16 protein-coding genes and 1 tRNA gene are annotated in these 17,280 nt (G+C 66.1%); 6 read left to right on the top strand and 11 right to left on the bottom strand.

Going from position 1 to position 17,280, the window contains the following annotated elements; all coding sequences use genetic code 11:
- Positions 1 to 39: 39 nt before the first annotated feature.
- From FHS82_RS05785 to FHS82_RS05760, 6 genes are all read right to left on the bottom strand, one after another.
- Positions 40 to 360, bottom strand: coding sequence for an SUF system Fe-S cluster assembly protein (locus tag FHS82_RS05785; protein ID WP_246225151.1), 321 nt, complete (start codon positions 358 to 360; stop codon positions 40 to 42).
- Between the two features lie 68 nt (positions 361 to 428).
- Entirely contained in the window at positions 429 to 1,670 is a 1,242-nt protein-coding gene (locus FHS82_RS05780) for a cysteine desulfurase (RefSeq protein WP_166949755.1), read from the bottom strand.
- Positions 1,671 to 1,732: 62 nt separating this feature from the next.
- The gene (gene sufD, locus FHS82_RS05775; protein ID WP_166949753.1) at positions 1,733 to 3,043 is read right to left on the bottom strand and encodes a Fe-S cluster assembly protein SufD; all 1,311 of its coding nucleotides are present in this window, start codon (positions 3,041 to 3,043) and stop codon (positions 1,733 to 1,735) included.
- A gap of 7 nt (positions 3,044 to 3,050) precedes the next feature.
- Positions 3,051 to 3,800, bottom strand: coding sequence for a Fe-S cluster assembly ATPase SufC (gene sufC, locus FHS82_RS05770; protein ID WP_166949751.1), 750 nt, complete (start codon positions 3,798 to 3,800; stop codon positions 3,051 to 3,053).
- Positions 3,801 to 3,903: 103 nt separating this feature from the next.
- Positions 3,904 to 5,376, bottom strand: coding sequence for a Fe-S cluster assembly protein SufB (gene sufB / locus FHS82_RS05765; RefSeq protein ID WP_166949749.1), 1,473 nt, complete (start codon positions 5,374 to 5,376; stop codon positions 3,904 to 3,906).
- 69 nt (positions 5,377 to 5,445) lie between these two features.
- Complete coding sequence (locus tag FHS82_RS05760; RefSeq protein WP_166949747.1) at positions 5,446 to 6,666, bottom strand: cysteine desulfurase family protein; 1,221 nt, start codon at positions 6,664 to 6,666, stop codon at positions 5,446 to 5,448.
- Positions 6,667 to 7,075: 409 nt separating this feature from the next.
- On the opposite strand from FHS82_RS05760, the gene FHS82_RS05755 reads away from it, so the two are divergent.
- Together FHS82_RS05755 and FHS82_RS05750 are read left to right on the top strand one after the other, a co-directional pair.
- Positions 7,076 to 7,747 (top strand): alpha/beta hydrolase, encoded by a 672-nt coding sequence (locus FHS82_RS05755; protein ID WP_166949745.1) that lies wholly within the window; start codon positions 7,076 to 7,078, stop codon positions 7,745 to 7,747.
- A 158-nt stretch (positions 7,748 to 7,905) separates the two neighbouring features.
- Positions 7,906 to 7,991, top strand: a tRNA-Leu gene (locus FHS82_RS05750).
- A gap of 354 nt (positions 7,992 to 8,345) precedes the next feature.
- On the opposite strand, the gene FHS82_RS05745 is transcribed toward FHS82_RS05750, so the two are convergent.
- Positions 8,346 to 9,224 carry a methyltransferase domain-containing protein gene (locus FHS82_RS05745; protein ID WP_166949743.1) on the bottom strand — a complete coding sequence of 293 codons (879 nt, stop codon included), beginning with the start codon at positions 9,222 to 9,224 and terminating at the stop codon, positions 8,346 to 8,348.
- Positions 9,225 to 9,449: 225 nt separating this feature from the next.
- Here FHS82_RS05745 and FHS82_RS05740 point away from each other — a divergent pair, with 225 nt between their 5' ends.
- The 3 genes from FHS82_RS05740 (at position 9,450) to FHS82_RS05730 (ending at position 11,722) form a co-directional block, all read left to right on the top strand.
- Positions 9,450 to 10,283, top strand: a complete 834-nt coding sequence (locus FHS82_RS05740) for a ComF family protein (RefSeq protein ID WP_166949741.1) — start codon at positions 9,450 to 9,452, stop codon at positions 10,281 to 10,283.
- A gap of 219 nt (positions 10,284 to 10,502) precedes the next feature.
- On the top strand, positions 10,503 to 10,784 hold the full coding sequence (gene grxC / locus FHS82_RS05735) for a glutaredoxin 3 (protein WP_166949739.1): 282 nt from the start codon (positions 10,503 to 10,505) through the stop codon (positions 10,782 to 10,784).
- A 38-nt stretch (positions 10,785 to 10,822) separates the two neighbouring features.
- The gene (locus FHS82_RS05730) at positions 10,823 to 11,722 is read left to right on the top strand and encodes a carbon-nitrogen hydrolase family protein (RefSeq protein WP_246225100.1); all 900 of its coding nucleotides are present in this window, start codon (positions 10,823 to 10,825) and stop codon (positions 11,720 to 11,722) included.
- Here FHS82_RS05730 and FHS82_RS05725 read toward each other — a convergent pair.
- From FHS82_RS05725 to FHS82_RS05715, 3 genes are all read right to left on the bottom strand, one after another.
- Positions 11,719 to 12,021: a hypothetical protein gene (locus FHS82_RS05725; RefSeq protein ID WP_166949737.1), complete on the bottom strand. Its 303-nt coding sequence runs from the start codon at positions 12,019 to 12,021 to the stop codon at positions 11,719 to 11,721. The genes FHS82_RS05730 and FHS82_RS05725 overlap by 4 nt on opposite strands.
- A gap of 65 nt (positions 12,022 to 12,086) precedes the next feature.
- Positions 12,087 to 12,671, bottom strand: a complete 585-nt coding sequence (locus FHS82_RS05720) for an IMPACT family protein (protein ID WP_166949735.1) — start codon at positions 12,669 to 12,671, stop codon at positions 12,087 to 12,089.
- Positions 12,671 to 13,540: a protein-disulfide reductase DsbD domain-containing protein gene (locus tag FHS82_RS05715; protein WP_166949733.1), complete on the bottom strand. Its 870-nt coding sequence runs from the start codon at positions 13,538 to 13,540 to the stop codon at positions 12,671 to 12,673. The genes FHS82_RS05720 and FHS82_RS05715 overlap by 1 nt, the downstream gene beginning before the upstream one ends.
- 131 nt (positions 13,541 to 13,671) lie before the next feature.
- On the opposite strand from FHS82_RS05715, the gene FHS82_RS05710 reads away from it, so the two are divergent.
- Positions 13,672 to 14,280 (top strand): YqgE/AlgH family protein, encoded by a 609-nt coding sequence (locus tag FHS82_RS05710; protein WP_166949731.1) that lies wholly within the window; start codon positions 13,672 to 13,674, stop codon positions 14,278 to 14,280.
- Between the two features lie 123 nt (positions 14,281 to 14,403).
- On the opposite strand, the gene FHS82_RS05705 is transcribed toward FHS82_RS05710, so the two are convergent.
- Positions 14,404 to 17,238: an EAL domain-containing protein gene (locus FHS82_RS05705; protein WP_246225098.1), complete on the bottom strand. Its 2,835-nt coding sequence runs from the start codon at positions 17,236 to 17,238 to the stop codon at positions 14,404 to 14,406.
- Positions 17,239 to 17,280 lie beyond the last annotated feature (42 nt).

Below are 17,280 nucleotides of genomic sequence, written 5' to 3'. Positions count from 1 at the left end.
CTTCATAAATAGGATCGATTGTCCGCGCCGTCGAGAGCGTCACCACATGTCGAGCGCGACGCGGGCCTCGTCGGACATGCGGCTCTGATCCCACGGCGGATCGAACACCATGTTGACGGTTACGCCCTGCACGCCGTGGATGGAGCCGACGGCGTTCTCGACCCAGCCCGGCATATCGCCGGCAACCGGGCAACCGGGGGCGGTGAGCGTCATGTCGATCTCGATATGACGGTCGTCGCTGATATCGACCCTGTAGATCAGGCCGAGTTCATAAATGTCGACCGGAATCTCGGGGTCGAAAACCGTTTTCAGCGCCGCGATGATATCCTCGGTCAGCCGCTCGATCTCGCCTTCAGGCAGGGCCGGGGGTGCGGGCGTGCCGGGGGCGGTGCTGTTGTCCTTGTCGCTCACGAAACTCTCCCGAATGGTCAGGCGAAAAGCTGTTCCGCCTTTTTCAGCGCCTCGACCAGAATGTCCACCTCTTCGCGCGTGTTGTACAGGGCGAAGGAGGCGCGGCATGTTGCCGTCGTGCCGAAGCGGGCCAGCAGCGGCTGGGCGCAGTGGGTGCCGGCGCGCACGGCCACGCCCGCGCGGTCGATAACGGTCGCGACATCGTGCGGATGCGCGCCCCGCATCTCGAAGGACAGGATCGCGCCCTTGTCACGCGCCCGCCCGATGATGCGGATGGAATTGATCCCGCCCACCTGCTGCATCGCGTAGTCGCGCAACTGCTCCTCATGGTTGAGAATGGTGTTGCGGCCGAGGCGATCGATATAGTGGATCGCCTCCGCAAGCCCGACCGCTTCCACGATGGGCGGTGTGCCGGCCTCGAAACGATGCGGCGGCGTGTTGTAGGTAACGGTATCGAGCGTAACGCTCTCGATCATCTCGCCGCCGCCGTTGAACGGCGGCAGGCTCTCCAGCCATTGCGTCTTGCCGTAGAGCACGCCGATGCCCGTGGGGCCGTAGACCTTGTGGCCGGTGAAGACATAAAAATCGGCATCGAGTTCGCGCACATCGACCGGCAGGTGCACCGCGCCCTGGCTGCCGTCGACCAGCACCGGGATGCCGCGGGAATGGGCGATGCTCACGATGTCCCGGATCGGCAGGATGGTGCCGAGCACGTTCGACATGTGCGACACGGCCACGATCTTCGTACGCGGCGTCAGCAGCGCCTCGAACTCATCGAGCAGGAAATTGCCGTCGTCGTCCACCGGCGCCCATTTCAGCACGGCGCCCTTGCGCTCGCGCAGGAAATGCCACGGCACGATGTTGGAATGGTGCTCCAGGATGGAAACGACGATCTCGTCGCCCTCGCCGACATGCGCGCGCCCGAACGTGTCGGCGACGAGATTGATCGCCTCCGTCGCGGAGCGGGTGAACACGATCTCGTCCGTGCTGCCCGCGTTGAGGAAGCCGCGCACGGTCTCGCGCGCGGCCTCGAACGCCTCGGTCGCCGCGTTGGCGAGGAAGTGCAGCCCCCGGTGCACGTTGGCGTATTCATGCTCGTAGACGCGGCTCATGGCATCGATGACGGCGCGCGGTTTCTGCGCGGATGCGGCGCTGTCCAGATAGACGAGCGGCTTGCCATAGACCTCCCGCGCGAGAATCGGAAAGTCCCGGCGCACCGCCTCCACATCATAACTGCCGCTCGTCACCGCGCTGGTCATCTGTCCCTCGTTCCGCGCCGCTGTCCGATGGTGCGGCGCACACTCCGCTTATGGACGTACATTTATGCAAGCTTGGCAAGCCTGTCTATCGCAAGACCGGTCATCGCTTCGCGTATGGCCTCGTCGGTCACGAGTTCGAGAGCCTCACCGATGAAGGCCTGCAGCAGCAGGGCTTCCGCTTCCTCGCGCGGCAAGCCGCGCGCCGTCAGGTAGAACAGCAGTTCGTCATCGAGTTCGCCGCAGGTCGCGCCATGCGCGCATTGCACGTCGTCGGCCCAGATTTCGAGTTCCGGCTTGTTGTTCATCGTCGCGTCGGGCGAGAGCAGCAGCGCCGCCGACATCATCCGCCCGTCAGTCTTCTGCGCGTCCGGCCGCACGACGATCTTGCCCTGAAACACGCCCTTCGCCTCGCCGTCGATGACGGTCTTGAACAGCTCCCGGCTCTCGCCGCCCGGCACGGCATGGTCGACGACGAGCGTCGTATCGGCATGCTGGGTGCCCGACAGGACGGTCACGCCGCCCAGCGTCACCCTGGCATCCTCGCCCTCGTAGGCAACGAAGAGCTGGTGGCGCGACACCGAGGTGCCGGCATGCAGATTGACCGAGCGGAACGCCGCGCGCGTGCCGACCACCGCCGTGATAGTGGAAAGAGCGATGGTCCCCGCTGCCTCGGTGTTGACGCGGGCATGTTCGAGCTGCGCGTCATCGGCGAGCACGAACTCGACCACGCTGTTGGGCTGGGCCGCGACGTCGCCCTCATGCGATTCCAGCACGGTCAGCGAGGCCCGCTTGTCCAGCACCACGAGAACGCGCGGCGCGGTCGAGAACGGCGCGCCGCCGCGGTTGACGAAGCGCAGATGCAGGGGCTGCGCCACCGCCTGCTCGGCCGCGACATGCACGACGACGCCGTCGGACAGGAAAGCCCGGTTGAGTTCGTAGGATGCGTTCCCCCCCGCCACGTCGACGCGGTTGAGGTTCGACAGCACCGGATGTTCCTCCGCCAGCGCCTGCGCGAGCCCGATCACCGTCACGCCCGCGGGCGGCGCGTCCTGCGCTGCGAGATGGCCGTTCACGAAATCGAGACGCACGGCCGCGACATCGGCGAACACACGCGCTTGCGCCCGCGCCTCGGCGATATCCGCGGCGGAAGGGCGTTCGGCCGGCGGCGCGGCTTCGCGCAGCAGGGCGCGCAGGTCGGTGTACTTCCACTCCTCCACGCGGCGGTTGGGCAGGCCCTCGCGCTCAAGACGCGCGATCGCGTCGGCACGGCGGATGACGCTCCCGTCACCGACCGGAAGAGAGGAGCGCGGGTGCCGCAGATAGTCCAGAAGCTGGGTCTCGGCCTGCGTGCGGATGGGCGTGATGTCAGTCATGGCTGTCTCACGCGGCCTCGGTCACGTAGTCGGCGTAGCCGCTGGCCTCAAGCTCCAGCGCCAGTTCCCGGTCACCCGTGCGCACGATGCGCCCCTTCGACATCACATGCACGGTATCGGGCACGATGTGGTTCAGCAGGCGCTGGTAATGGGTGATGACGAGGAACGATCGCTTGCCGTCGCGCAGTGCGTTGACGCCCTCGGCGACAATGCGCAGCGCGTCGATGTCGAGACCGGAGTCCGTCTCGTCGAGAATGCAGAAGGAAGGCTGGAGCAGAGCCATCTGCAGGATCTCCATGCGCTTCTTCTCGCCGCCGGAAAAGCCGACATTCAGCGCGCGCTTCAGCATGTCCTGGTTGATCTGGAGGCGTTCCGCCGCCGCCTTCACCCGGCGCATGAAATCCGGCGTGGTGAGTTCCGCCTCGCCGCGTGCCTTGAGCTGCGCATTCAGGATCGCCTTCAGGAACGACATGGTCGCGACGCCGGGAATTTCCAGCGGATACTGGAAGGCGAGGAACACGCCCCTCGCCGCGCGCTCGTAAGGTTCGAGTTCGAGGATGTTCTCGCCGTCGAGCAGGATCTCGCCCTCAAGGACCTCGTACTCCTCCTTGCCGGCGATGACATAGCTCAGTGTCGACTTGCCCGACCCGTTCGGCCCCATGATCGCGGCAACCTCGCCGTCCCTCACCGTCAGGTCAAGGCCATTGAGGATGCGGTTGCCCTCGATTTCAACCACGAGATTCTTGATTTCGATCATTTTCGTTCCCTTGAAACTCTCTCATGCTGACGCCTGCGGAGCTGGGTGCCCAGGATTGCCCTGGCAGCGACCGGCCACACCGGCGACGGCATCTCCCTTCCGCTTATCCAACCGAGCCTTCGAGGCTGATCGAGATCAGTTTCTGCGCCTCGACGGCGAACTCCATCGGCAGCTGCTGCAACACGTCCTTGACGAAGCCGTTGACGATGAGCGCAATCGCCTCCTCCGCGTCGAGACCCCGCTGCAGGCAGTAGAACATCTGGTCGTCGGAGATTTTCGACGTCGTCGCCTCGTGCTCGAAGATGGCGCTGGCGTTCTTCGATTCGATGTAGGGCACTGTATGCGCGCCGCACCTGTCGCCGATCAGCAGCGAATCGCAGTTGGTGAAGTTGCGCGCGCCCGATGCCTTGCGATGCGCGGACACGAGGCCGCGATAGGTGTTCTCCGACCGCCCCGCCGCGATCCCCTTCGAGATGATGCGGCTCGTCGTGTTGCGCCCGAGATGGATCATCTTGGTGCCGGAGTCGACCTGCTGGAAGCCGTTCGAGATAGCGATCGAATAGAACTCGCCGCGCGAATTGTCGCCGCGCAGGATACAGGACGGATATTTCCACGTGATCGCCGATCCGGTCTCGACCTGCGTCCACGAAATGCGGGAATCCCGGCCACGGCAGTCACCGCGCTTGGTGACGAAGTTGTAGACGCCGCCCTTGCCCTCGGCATCACCCGGATACCAGTTCTGCACGGTGGAATACTTGATCTCGGCGTCATCGAGCGCGACAAGCTCCACGACTGCCGCATGGAGCTGGTTCTCGTCGCGCGCGGGCGCGGTGCAACCTTCGAGATAGCTGACGTAAGCGCCCTTGTCGGCGATGATCAACGTGCGCTCGAACTGGCCGGTGTTGCGCTCGTTGATGCGGAAATAGGTGGAAAGCTCCATCGGGCAGCGCACGCCTTCCGGCACGTAGACGAACGAGCCGTCGGTGAACACCGCCGAGTTCAGCGTGGCGAAGAAGTTGTCCGACACCGGCACCACGGAACCGAGGTACTTCCGCACGAGTTCCGGATGCTCGCGGATAGCCTCCGAAATCGAGCAGAAGATGACGCCAGCCTTGCGCAGTTCCTCCTTGAAGGTGGTAACCACCGACACGGAGTCGAATACCGCGTCGACCGCCACACGGCGCGCGGGCTCGACGCCGGCGAGAATCTCCTGCTCACGCAGCGGGATGCCGAGCTTCTCATAGGTCTTGAGGATCTCGGGATCGACCTCGTCCAGCGACTTCGGCGCCGGGTTCATTTTCGGAGCGGCGTAGTAATAGAGGTCCTGATAATCGATCGGCGGGTAGTTCACCCGCGCCCACCCGGGCTCGCGCATGGTCTGCCAACGCCGGAAGGCCTCAAGGCGCCATTGCGTCATCCATTCGGGCTCGCCCTTCTTGGCCGAGATGAGGCGGACGATATCCTCGTTCAGCCCCCTGGGTGCCTTGTCGACTTCGAGATCCGTCTCGAACCCGTACTTGTACTGATCCACGTCGAGCGTACGGACACGCTCGACGGTTTCCTGCACTGCAGGCATGGCATAACCTCCTGTCGCGGGTTCAAGGGCCGCGGGTTGGCAAGGACTGCCTGGTATGTCGCCCGTCACTCAGGCCGCGTGACGGCCTCTCTGACGGGATATAAGCATACCGACGACTTTTTCCAAAGCCGCAACGAACGAATCCACGTCTTCAGCGCGGGATGCCCAGCCGAAGCTGACCCTGAGCGCGCCTTCCGCCAGTTCGGGCGCGACGCCCATTTCCGCCAGCACGTGGGAGCGGCGCACCTTGCCGGATGAGCAAGCCGAGCCGCTCGATACCGCCATGCCGGCGAGATCGAGCGCCATCAACAGCGTCTCCGCCCGGAGGCCCGGGACGGCGAAAGCGCTCGTGTTGGCGATGCGCGCCGCCTCCCGCCCGAATATCACCGCCTGTGGAAGCACTTCCCCGAGGCGCAGCTCGAATCCGTCGCGCAGTATTTTCAAGCGCGCTGGATACGCGCTGATCTCGCGCAATGCAAGTTCCGCGGCGACGCCGAAGCCCGCAATGCCGGCGGCGTTCTCCGTGCCCGCGCGCCGCCCCCTCTCCTGCCCGCCACCGCGCACCAGCGGCGTGCCGAGTTCGATGGCGCCGGGCGCGAGCACCAGCGCCCCCACGCCCTGCGGCCCGCCGAGCTTGTGCGCGGAAAGCGTCAGCATGTCGACGCCGAGCGCTCCGATGTCGAGCGCCATCCTGCCCGCCGCCTGCACCGCATCCGTATGAAAGATGCCGCCCGCGCCGTGAACGAGCGCGGCGATCTCCGGGAGCGGCTGCAGAACGCCGGTTTCGCTGTTGGCCGCCTGCACGCTGACGAGGAACGCCGCTCCGGGCTCCTCGACGGAGAAACGCGACAGCCGCTCGGCAAGCCAGTCCTGCCGCAGCAGGCCGTTGCTGTCGGCGGGGATGGCCTCGACGTCCTCCGGCGCGAACCGCCCGCCGGAAAGCACGCTCGGATGCTCGGTCGCGCCGACGAAGAGCCGCGTCACCGGGCGGGCCACGCCGACCGCGCAGGCGCCCGCTGCGCAGCTTCCCGAGACGCGCAGCTGGGGCGTCAGCGCCATCGTGTTGGCCTCGGACCCGCAGCCGGTGAAGATGACATCCTCGGCGCGCGCGCCGGCAAGCGCCGCGACCGCCGCGCGCGCATCCTCGATCCGCTTGTGAGCCGCCCGTCCCTCGGCATGCACGGACGATGCATTGCCGGCGGCACCGAGCGCGCGCACCACGGCTTCCAGCACCTCGGGACGCACCGGCGCCGTGGCGTTGAAATCCAGATAGACCCGCTCGCGCGTCATGCCTGCTCACCTGTTTCCGTCGATACCCGCACGATTTCCCCCCATCCGCCGCGGGCAGCGCCGCTCCGCCGTCGATATAGCGCAAGAAGCTTGCTTTTACCCCCCCGTGCCGTGATAGAGAGGCACCATGATCAGGACATCCTGTCCTGATGCCGGAGGCCGTTGTGATCATGGACGCTTCCGCAACGCGGCGGGTTGCCCTCTCTGGTATCGGAGCGAATGATGGAATGGTCCTGGACCATATGACAAAACGTCTCAAATAGACAAGACCCGTGAAGTTGGAGCCGGGCCGGTCTTCATGCCATGATTGCATATAACTATATATGCGTCATCATGGCCAGAGCGGTTACGGTTCGCCTGGCTGCTTTTCCTGTCGCGCGTACTGTCGCGACATCGTACATGGTGCTCAATGCCTGAGATTATCTTTTCCGGCCCCGCCGGCCGCATAGAAGGACGTTATCACCCCGCCAGGGAAAAGGGCGCGCCGATCGCGCTCATCCTGCACCCGCATCCGCAGTTCGGCGGCACCATGAACAACCAGATCGTGTACAACCTGTACTACACGTTCGTGAATCGTGGTTTCTCGGCGCTCCGGTTCAATTTTCGCGGCGTGGGGCGCAGCCAGGGCGCGTTCGACCATGGCGCCGGGGAACTGTCGGACGCGGCGGCGGCGCTCGACTGGGTGCAATCCGTCAACCCCGAAGCGCGCAACTGCTGGATCGCGGGCGTGTCGTTCGGCGCATGGATCGGCATGCAGTTGTTGATGCGCCGCCCGGAAATCGAGGGCTTCCTGTCGATCGCGGCAATGGCGAACCGCTACGATTTCTCGTTCCTGGCGCCCTGCCCGTCGTCCGGTCTCTTCGTGCACGGCGAGCAGGACAGGGTTGCGCCGCTGCGCGAGGTCATCGGCGTCATCGAGAAGGTGAAGACGCAGAAGGGCATCGTCATCGAGCACGCCATCATCCCGGGCGCCAACCACTTCTTCGAGGGCCAGATCGACCCGCTGATCGCCACCGTCGAAGGCTATCTCGACAAGCGCCTGGGCCCGAAGCCGGCCGCCGACGAGGCGTCCTCCGCCTGAACCGCGGCGAGCCGCCGGCGTCCTGTCCACAAGGAGTTTGGACGTCCGGCCTCCCGCACGCTATCTTCCGCCAACATGACGAACAGGCATCGCCAGATTCGCCACGATGCGGCAAAAGCCGGCGGGAGTGACGAAACGGACGAGATGCCGGTTCAAGTGGCCGCTTGCCGAAACTGGTAGACGGAAGGCACTTAAAATGCCTCGGGCTTCGCCCGTGCGGGTTCGAGTCCCGCAGCGGCCACCATCTCAGCCCGCGACGCGAAAGCGCCGCAGGAATTACGCACGGAACCTTCCTGACATCGCGGCGTTGCCATTGCATAGACAAGCAACGACAGGACAGGAGGGCAAGATGCTTCGAGGCGCGCTGTTATGGATCATCGGTATTCCAATCCCGATCATCCTTCTGCTGTTGATCTTCGGCTATCTGTGACTGCGGACACCGGTCGCGTCAGGTCACCAAACCAGGAAACGGGCACCGTTTCCTGGAGAATTCTGGTGACTGACGAAGCAGATAAGGCAAAATTCCGCTTCAGCTTGAATGCATTTTGCTCCAGATCGGGAATTGATCCGCTCAGTTCGGTTCCCGGTCTGCGCTTCCTTATGTGGAGCGCCGTGACCTGTCCGGCAGGACATCCGCGAGACTGACGCGGGCGGTGCCTGGGCGCAGCGGTTTTTGCTGGCTTTCGTCAGGCGCCCAGCCCGACAGCCACAGGATGTCGAAAGTCGCCGGCAACCGGCCGTCGGCCGCGGCGAAACGCTCCATATACATCTCGCACGCCCGCACCAGCGTCGCTCGGCGCAGCGGCTTGCGACTGCGCTCGGCGAGCGTGTTGGTCAGGCCCATGCCGCGCAGGTCGCGCATCAGCGCGACCGGGTCGCGGTAGCGCACCGTCACCCGGTCGACATCGGCCACGGGCAAGGCGAACCCCGCCCGCTGCAGCAGGCCGCCGAGGTCACGCAGATCGGCGAAGGGCGCGACGCGCGGGCTTGCACCGCCTTCCAGCTCCGCTTCCGCGAGCGTTAACGACTGGCGCAGTTCCGTCAGCGTCTCGCCGCCCAGAAACGCCGCCAGGAACAGACCGTCCGGCCGCAGGGCGCGGCGAACCTGCACCAGCGCGCCCGGCAGATCGTTGACGTGATGCAGCGACAGCGCCGAAATGGCGAGATCGAACCGCTCCGGCGCCAGAGGCAGCGCCTCCTCATCCGCAACGATATCGCCGGGCCGGGCAGCGCCGGCCACGGTCGCCACGCGCACGACCTGCCCGACCGCGCCGGACCGCGTCAGCGCAACCGCCGCCGCGTCGATCGGCGTACCGAGATCGAGCGCGCGTTCGAAGCGGCGGCTGACGGTCGACAGCCTGTCCATGAGGTCGTCGACGACACGGGAAAGCAGGAAATCCCCGAAGCCACCCTCCAGCGCGCGCGTCAGGCGGCGGCGCTGCAAGGCGCGATCGAATATCCGGGGTGCATGGCTCATGCAGCGGTTTTTACCGCATCGGCCCGAAAAGGGAAGCGCGTTTTCGCGCGCGCCGGCTGCCCGCTGCACAGCCTCGCACAAGCCTCGCCGCATATAGCTTCAACCTGGAATGTGCATGCTCTTTCGGGATAAACCTGATGTGATGACCGGAGACTACCGAGCAGTAGCGCGATCGGATTTCAATGTCCGCCGCTCCGGTCTGTCGGTGTTTGTGCCGGGCTTGTAATGGAGGCCGCGTCCCTGGCTTCGCTTTCGCCATTGCCGCCTTCGGCGCCGGATGCAGATCCGGCTGCCGCGCGCGGCCTCTTCGTTCCCGGCCGCGTGCGGCGCTGCACGGCCGATGGTTGGCGCCTGCTGCTCGACTTTCTCTATCCGCCCTCCTGCCCCGCATGCATGAGGGCGACCGCGCAGCACGATGCCCTTTGCGCGCAGTGCTGGAGCGGCCTCGCCCTGATCGACAGGCCCTTCTGCGAGCGGCTCGGCTTGCCTTTCGAGGTCGATCTCGGCGCGCCGATACTGTCCGCTGCGGCCCTGGCCGATCCGCCGGTGTTCCAGCGGGCGCGGGCGGCCGTGCGGTATGAAGCGGCGGCGCGGCGGCTCGTCCACCGCCTCAAGTACGGCGACCGCATGGAACTCGCACGGCTGATGGCCCGCATGATGGTCCGCGCCGGGCGCGATCTCTTCCCCGACGCCGATCTGGTCGTGCCGGTGCCGCTGCACGCCCGGCGCCTGCTGTCGCGCCGCTTCAACCAGGCAGCGCTGCTCGGCACGCGCCTTTCGGCTCTCATCGGCCTGCCGTGCGCGCTCTCCGTGCTGGAGCGGCGCAAGGCCACGCACACGCAGGTCGGCCTGTCGCGCGCGCAGCGCGCCGCCAACCTGCAAGGCGCTTTCCACGTCGCGGCGCAGCGGCGCTCCACGGTCGAGGGGCGCCGTATCCTGCTCGTCGACGACGTGCTCACCACGGGCGCAACGGCCAACGCCTGTGCCCGCGCGCTGCTGCGCGCCGGCGCGCGTGACGTCGATGTCCTCGTCTTCGCGCGGGTGGTCGCGGCGGGATGACCCGTGCCCGCCCTCGTCGCATGCCTGCTGGAGCGCGTTGCGATCATATGGACTCATTTGGACGATGAGAATTCACTCAATATCAAAGGGTTAGCTCAATACATCGCCTCTATGAAACGATGTAATGAGCTATCGGCCTGCATCGGAAGGCATTTGCGCTTTTTGACAGGACATGTTCAAAATGCGTGGACAGCAATCAGTTCAATAATGGTACGGAACATGCCGGACGTAACGATCTACACGAAATCGTGGTGCCCCTACTGCCAGCGGGCGAAGGCGCTGCTGAAGAAAAAGGGCGTGCCGTTTCACGAGATCGATATCGAGAAGGAGCCAGCCGAGCGGGCGGTCATGATCGGGCGCGCGCACGGGCGCACCACGGTGCCGCAGATCTTCATCGACGACCGCCACATCGGCGGCAGTGACGATCTCCACGCCCTCGATGCCGAAGGCACCCTCGACAAGCTGCTGAGCGACCCACAGGCCGTGACACCCCTGCCGTGACGCGGCTGCGTCGCAACAGGTTCTGAAGGAGTATCCCGATGCCCGCCTCCTCTCCCCGCCCTTCCTTCGTCGCCGCCTGCGTCCAGATGCGCTCGACAACGGATCCGGCTGTCAACCGCGAGGCCGCGCTCGCCGGGATTCGTCAGGCCGCCGCGGCGGGCGCCGTCTATATCCAGACCCCGGAGATGACCTCGCTTGTGGTGCGCGACCGCAAGGAACTGTTCGCGAAGGTCTCCGACCAGGTTCATGATCCGCTGATCGCCGCCGCCCGCGAGCTGGCGCGCGAGAAGCGGATCACGATCCATCTGGGTTCGCTGCCGCTTCAGGAGAACGACCGTATCGCCAACCGCGCCATCGTCATCGATGCACAGGGGGAGATCGCCGCGACCTACGACAAGATCCACCTCTTCGATGTCGACCTGCCCAGCGGCGAGAGCTGGCGGGAGTCCGCCACCTACACCGGCGGCCATCAGGCGGTGACGGTGCCGCTCGTTGTCGGCGACGTCACCTACACGCTGGGATTGTCGATCTGCTACGACCTGCGTTTTCCCTATCTCTACCGTGCGCTGGCGGAAGTTGGCGCGGAAATCCTCACCGTCCCCGCCTGCTTCACCCGCCAAACCGGCGAGGCCCATTGGCAGGTGCTGCAGCGCGCCCGCGCGATCGAGAACGGCAGTTTCGTCATCTCGGCGGCCCAGGGCGGGCTGCACGAGGATGGCCGCCAGACGTGGGGGCATTCCATCATCGTCGACCCCTGGGGGCGCGTGCTGGCGGAAGCGGATGCGGAGCCGGGCGTCATCCTCGCCACCATCGACCCCGCGCTCGTCACGCAGGCACGCAGCCAGATTCCCTCCCTGCGGCACACGCGCCTGTTCTCGCTGCCGGGTACGGAAGGGGATAACGTGGTGCCGCTGCAGCCGCGCGGAAAGGATGCTTAACGGCTGTATTCCGTTTCGTTCCGCTCCGTACGCCGTTCGTGCTGCATTGCAGCAACCGTTGATTTACCATCCGCAAAAAGACAGGATTGCTGCCGCATTCGCCGCCGATTTTCTCCACAATCGGCGGCAGAATGGAACCCGTGCACGCCGATGAACTTCGGCGCGACAGGCATTTTCGACGCGCCGGAGATATTCGGGGCGCCAAATCTTCCCTGAATGCGAAACGGGTTCCTATCATGCAGACCGTGGTCACTGCTGTTGGCATTTTCACCGTGTTGAGCGTCTTCTTCATGCTGCATCAGGTGCGGCCCCGGTAACCGGGCGCCGACGGAAGGAGCCGCGATGCCGGCCCGGCACGCAGCCCTCAGATGACGTCCACCCGCGCCCTTCCGCTGGTGATGTCCGTCACCAGTCGCGCCACCTCGGCCGCGCGCGCCTCGGGCACGCGCACGGCCATCTCCGCCCCCGTCGCATGGAAAGTTTCCGCCGTTACCTCCGCATCCGGCATGGCGGCGAGCCGCGCCCGCACGCGGGCGTGATCCGCGAACGGGCAATCGATGCGCGCCGTCAGCGTGGCGACGACCGCGCGCTTCTCCGCCGCCCTCAGACATGCCGCCGCCGTGCCGCCATACGCACGGATCAGGCCGCCGCTGCCGAGCAATATGCCGCCGAACCAGCGCGTGACGACAACGACAGCGTTGTCGAGCTTCTGCCCGTCGATGGCCTGCAGAATGGGCTTGCCCGCCGTTCCCGCCGGCTCGCCGTCGTCACCGAAGCGGTATGCGGCGCCGATCCGCCAGGCCCAACAGTTATGGTTCGCAGCTGCCTCGCCATGGGCGGCGATGAACTCCTTCGCCGCCGCCTCATCCACCACCGGGCCGGCGACAGCGTGAAAACGGCTGCGCTTGATCTCCTGCGAGAACGTCTCGCACCCGGTCAACACGAACATCAGCGCCCCGCGACGCCTGCCGCCACGGGCACCTCGATCGCCGCCCTCTCTCCCGTCACCGTCAACGTCAGCGGGACCGTGACCGCGCTGCCGTCCGCTTTCTCGACCGGGAGAACGAACACGGCGCCGTCCGCGCCCTCCTTCCGGGCCGGCTGGCCGAAGCGCCACGGCGCAGGGGCCTCCGCGAACACATCGGTGACCGCGCCCGCCACCTCGACGGTGAGCGACGAGGCATCGAGCCTCACCCCGCGCACGACGAGGTCAGCCGCCGTCTGCCCGGCGGGCGTGCTAACCGGAACGCGCGCGTGCGCCTCTTCCCACAGGCCCGCGACAGCGGGAACCCCGCTGAGGTCCAGCCGCAGCGAAGCCTGTTCCGGAATGCATATCTCGCGGCACACGCCGAACGACAGTTCGAGTTGCAACGCCGCCGGGCCTGTCGCCGCCGGATCGACCAGCACCGGGAAGCGCACGGTTTCGAGGTAGCCGACAGCGTAGCCGATGCCGTCGAAAAAGCGTGTTGGCGCCGGGAAAAACGCCTGCGCAGCCGCGACGTTCCGCGAGCCTTCCCAGTCGAAGGTGGTCGGCACGCCGGAGTCCCCCGGCTCCCGCCAGTAGGTCTTGTAGCCCGGCGCGAGGACGATCTCCACGACTGCGCGGTACTGGCCGGTCGCCTCGTCGCGCCCGGCGTCGAGCAGCCGCGCGTGCGCGGGCGGCTCCTTTCCCGAAGGTGAAAATGGTTTCGCGGACGGCGCGGCATGCGCATTTCCGGTTCCGGCGAGGCAGCAGACCAGCGCCGCGAGCAAGGCAGCGCGACCGGGGCGGATCCGGCGGCGGGCATAGGGCAAAGCGGTCATGAGCAGGGCTATCATGGTCCTTCCATCAATAAACCACATGGCTGTGCGAGTGAGGGAAAGCCGCCTTCCGCAGGCAGGACCGGCGGAAAAAACGGATTCCCTTGGTGCCATTTCTCGCATAGCATATCAAACAGTAGGAGAGTGCCATGCGTCTTGATCGCGACCAGACAACCGCCCATCACTATCTCGACGGACAATTCCTCGTCGCGATGCCCGGGATGATGGACGAACGCTTCGCACGCACGGTTATCTATCTTTGCGCGCATTCCGAGGAAGGCGCAATGGGCCTCGTCATCAACAAGCCGGCCGTTGACCTGCGTTTCGCCGATCTGCTCGTGCAACTCGACATCGTGGGTGAGGACGAGGCGATCCGGCTGCCGTCGCGGGCGGAGAACATCGAGGTGCTGCGCGGCGGGCCGGTGGAGGCAGGGCGCGGCTTCGTGCTGCACACAGCCGATTTCGTGATCGACAATTCCACGTTGGCAATGCACAACGGCGTCTGCCTCACGGCGACTGTCGACATCCTGCGCGCCATCGCCGCCGGCGGCGGACCGAAGAACGCGCTGCTGGCACTGGGCTATGCGGGCTGGTCTCCCGGCCAGCTCGAAAGCGAGATTCAGGCCAACGGCTGGCTGCACTGCCCGGCCGACGCCACGTTGCTATTCGACACCGCCGTGGAACATAAATACGACACGGCGCTGCGCACCATCGGTGTCGACATTGCCACCCTGTCAGGACAGGCCGGCCACGCCTGAGGCCGTCGGAGCATCGGGCTTCAATCCAAATCGCACCGCCGGATCGGGGTGTGTTTAAATTTGCGTCCGGCCGCGCAGAAATCCGCGATTTGCGGGCCAGCATCACCCAAAAATCGACACACCCTACGCGGCGGCGGACGTCGCGCCGAGGAAACGGCGCGCGTCGTGCGAGGTCATCGCCTCGCCGAACGCGAAGCCTTGTCCGTAACGGCATCCCATGCCGCTGAGGAATGTGGCGTTGGCCTGGTTCTCGACCCCGTCGGCGATGACGTCCATGTCGAGATCCTGCGCCAGCGTGATGACGGAGCGCAAGGCGCCCGGCCGCGCTCCCTCCCCCGGCTCCCGCACGAATACGCGGTCGACGCGGATGGTGTCGAACGGCAGGTAGCGCAACTGCGACAGCGAGAAATAGCCCGTGCCGAAGCCGTCAAGCACCAGCCCGGCGCCGAGCTGGCGCAGGCGGATCAGCATCTGCGCGGCAAATTCGGGGTTGTCCGTCAGCATGCTCTCGCGGAAGCCGAGCTTCAGCGATTGCGGGCGCACGGATGTCGCCGAGAGCACCCGCTTGACGTCGGCGATCAGTTCGTGGCGTAGCAGGCGCGGGCTGAACAGCGTCAGCGTGGCGAAGATCGGCGGCTCGACCTCCAGGGCCGATTGCCATGCAGCAAGTTCGCGCGCCGTGCGCTCCAGCGCATACTGGCCGAGTTCGGCCACGATGCCGATTTCCTCGGCGATGGGCAGGAAGTCACCCGGCTCCAGCCGCCCGAGGCGCGGGTGATCCCAGCGCAGGCGCACGTCGAAACCGGCGATGGTACGGTCGTCAAGGCTCACCACCGGCTGGAAAATGACCCTGATCTCGCCGCGATCGACGGCCCGACGCAGATCGCCCCCCAGCACCAGCCGCGCCGTGCGCTGGGCGCTCATGCCCGGCCGGAACACCTCGATACGGTCACCGCCCTGCTGCTTGGCGTGCAGCATGGCGATTTCCGCATTCTTCTGCATGTCCGCCTGCCCGGAGGACGATTGCGCGTCATAGAGCGCGATACCGACGGAGGCCTTGAGGAAGATCTCGCGGTCGGCGAAGCTCACCGGCGTCGAAATGGTGCGCCGGATCATGTCCGCGAAGGCAATGATGCGGTCGGGCGCCGTCTCCGAAAGCAGGATCAGCCCCCATTCGTCGCCGCCGAGGCGGGCAATGGTGTCCTGCGGGCGCAGCAGCCGCCCCAGCCGGCGCGACAACGTGAGCATGATGGAGTCGCCCACGGACGGCCCCACCGTGTCGTTCACCTCCTTGAAGCCATCGATGTCGACCGAGACCACCGTCGGCCGCATGATGGGATTCTGCGCGGCAAATACGAGCATCGTCTCCAGACGGTCCTGGAACAGTTGCCGGTTCGGCAGGCCGGTCAGCGTGTCGTGCACCGCATCGTAGAGCAGACGCTCTTCCGTGTTGCGCGCGTCGGTGACGTCGCTGAGGATGCCCACGACCCTGATGACCTCACCGTCCGCGCCGACAACCGGGCGGGCGCGCAGATTGAACCAGAAGTACTGGCCGTCGGCCGCCCGCAGCCGGAAGTCGAGCGCCACGCGCCCGCGCCGCTGCTCCAGCACCCGGTCGAGCACCGCGCGGTAGCGATCGCGGTCGAAGGGATGGATCACGTCGAGCCAGTTGGCGATGGAGCCTTCGAGCGCGCCACGCTTCAGCAGCAGCAGGCTTTCGACCTCCTCGCTAACGAAGATGCGGTCGGCGCTCACGTCCCAGTCGAACACGACGTCGCCGGACCCCGCCAGCGCCAGTGCCTTGCGCTCCGTGTCGGAGACGAGGCCCTGCGCCAGCGCCCCGCCTGCGAACGCATGCTGCACGACCGTGAACCCGATCAGCAGCACGATCAGCACCAGCCCACCGATCAGGGCGAAGGGCACGATGTCGCGCGTCAGTTCCCCGTTGATGGTGAAGCCTGCCGCCGTCACCCACACGAGCAGCAGGAACCATGTCGGGATCAGCATCACGGCACGGTCGTAGCCGTGACTTGCGAGGTGGACCACCAGAATGAAACCGACGCCGGCGATCGCGGCAATCGAGATGCGCGCCACGCCGGAGGCCACCGGCGCGTCGAACGCCGCAAGCCCCACGAGCGCACCGAGGAACAGCAGCCACGCCACGGTGAAATGGCTGTAGCGGACATGCCAGCGCGAGAGATTGAGATAGGCGAACAGGAACACCAGCAGCGTCGCCGCCAGCACCGCCTCCGCCGCGGCGCGGTAGATGCGGTTGGTCGACGCGGCAATGGGGAACAATTGCTGGAAGAAACCGAAATCGATGCAGGCGTAGGCCAGCACCGCCCAGGCGAGCGCGGCCGCGGCGGGGAAGATCACCGCGCCCTTGACCACGAACACCACCGTGAGGAACAGGGCGAGCAGGCCGGCGATGCCGATGATGATGCCCTTGTAGAGCGTCAGCCCATTCACCTTGGCCTTGTAGGCCTCCGGCTCCCAGAGATAGAGCTGTGGCAGGCCGGGTGTGCGCAACTCGGCGATGAAGGTGACCGTCGAGCCCGGATCGAGCGTGACGTTGAAGATGTCGGCGTCGGCCGCGTCCTCGCGTTCGGGCCGGATGCCCTGGCTCGCCGTGATCGCGGCGATGCGCGAGGCGCCGAGGTCCGGCCAGATGACGCCGGAGCCGACCAGCCGGTAGTGCGGCGCGACCAGCAGCCGTTCGAGCTGCTCGTCGGTGTCGTTGGTGAGGGCGAACACGATCCAGTCCGGCCGCGTTCCGCCTTCCCGCGCCCGCACGGCGATGCGGCGCACGATGCCGTCCGGCCCGGGCGCGGTGGATATCTGGATGAGATCGCTCTCCGCCCGGTAGTGTTCAACCACCGAGGTCAGGTCGATGGCGAGCGCGTCGGGCGCCACCCGCACGGCTTCCACCGCCGAGGCCCGCTGCACCGCGCCGGCCATCAGAAAGACCATCATTGACAGGAGCAGGACGCGGATCACACG

Origin of the sequence: Pseudochelatococcus lubricantis, assembly GCF_011762225.1 — a bacterium.
In the GTDB taxonomy this organism is placed as follows: domain Bacteria; phylum Pseudomonadota; class Alphaproteobacteria; order Rhizobiales; family Beijerinckiaceae; genus Pseudochelatococcus; species Pseudochelatococcus lubricantis.
The sequence above is the reverse complement of the archived record's forward strand: the minus strand, read 5'-3'. Positions and strand labels throughout refer to the sequence as shown.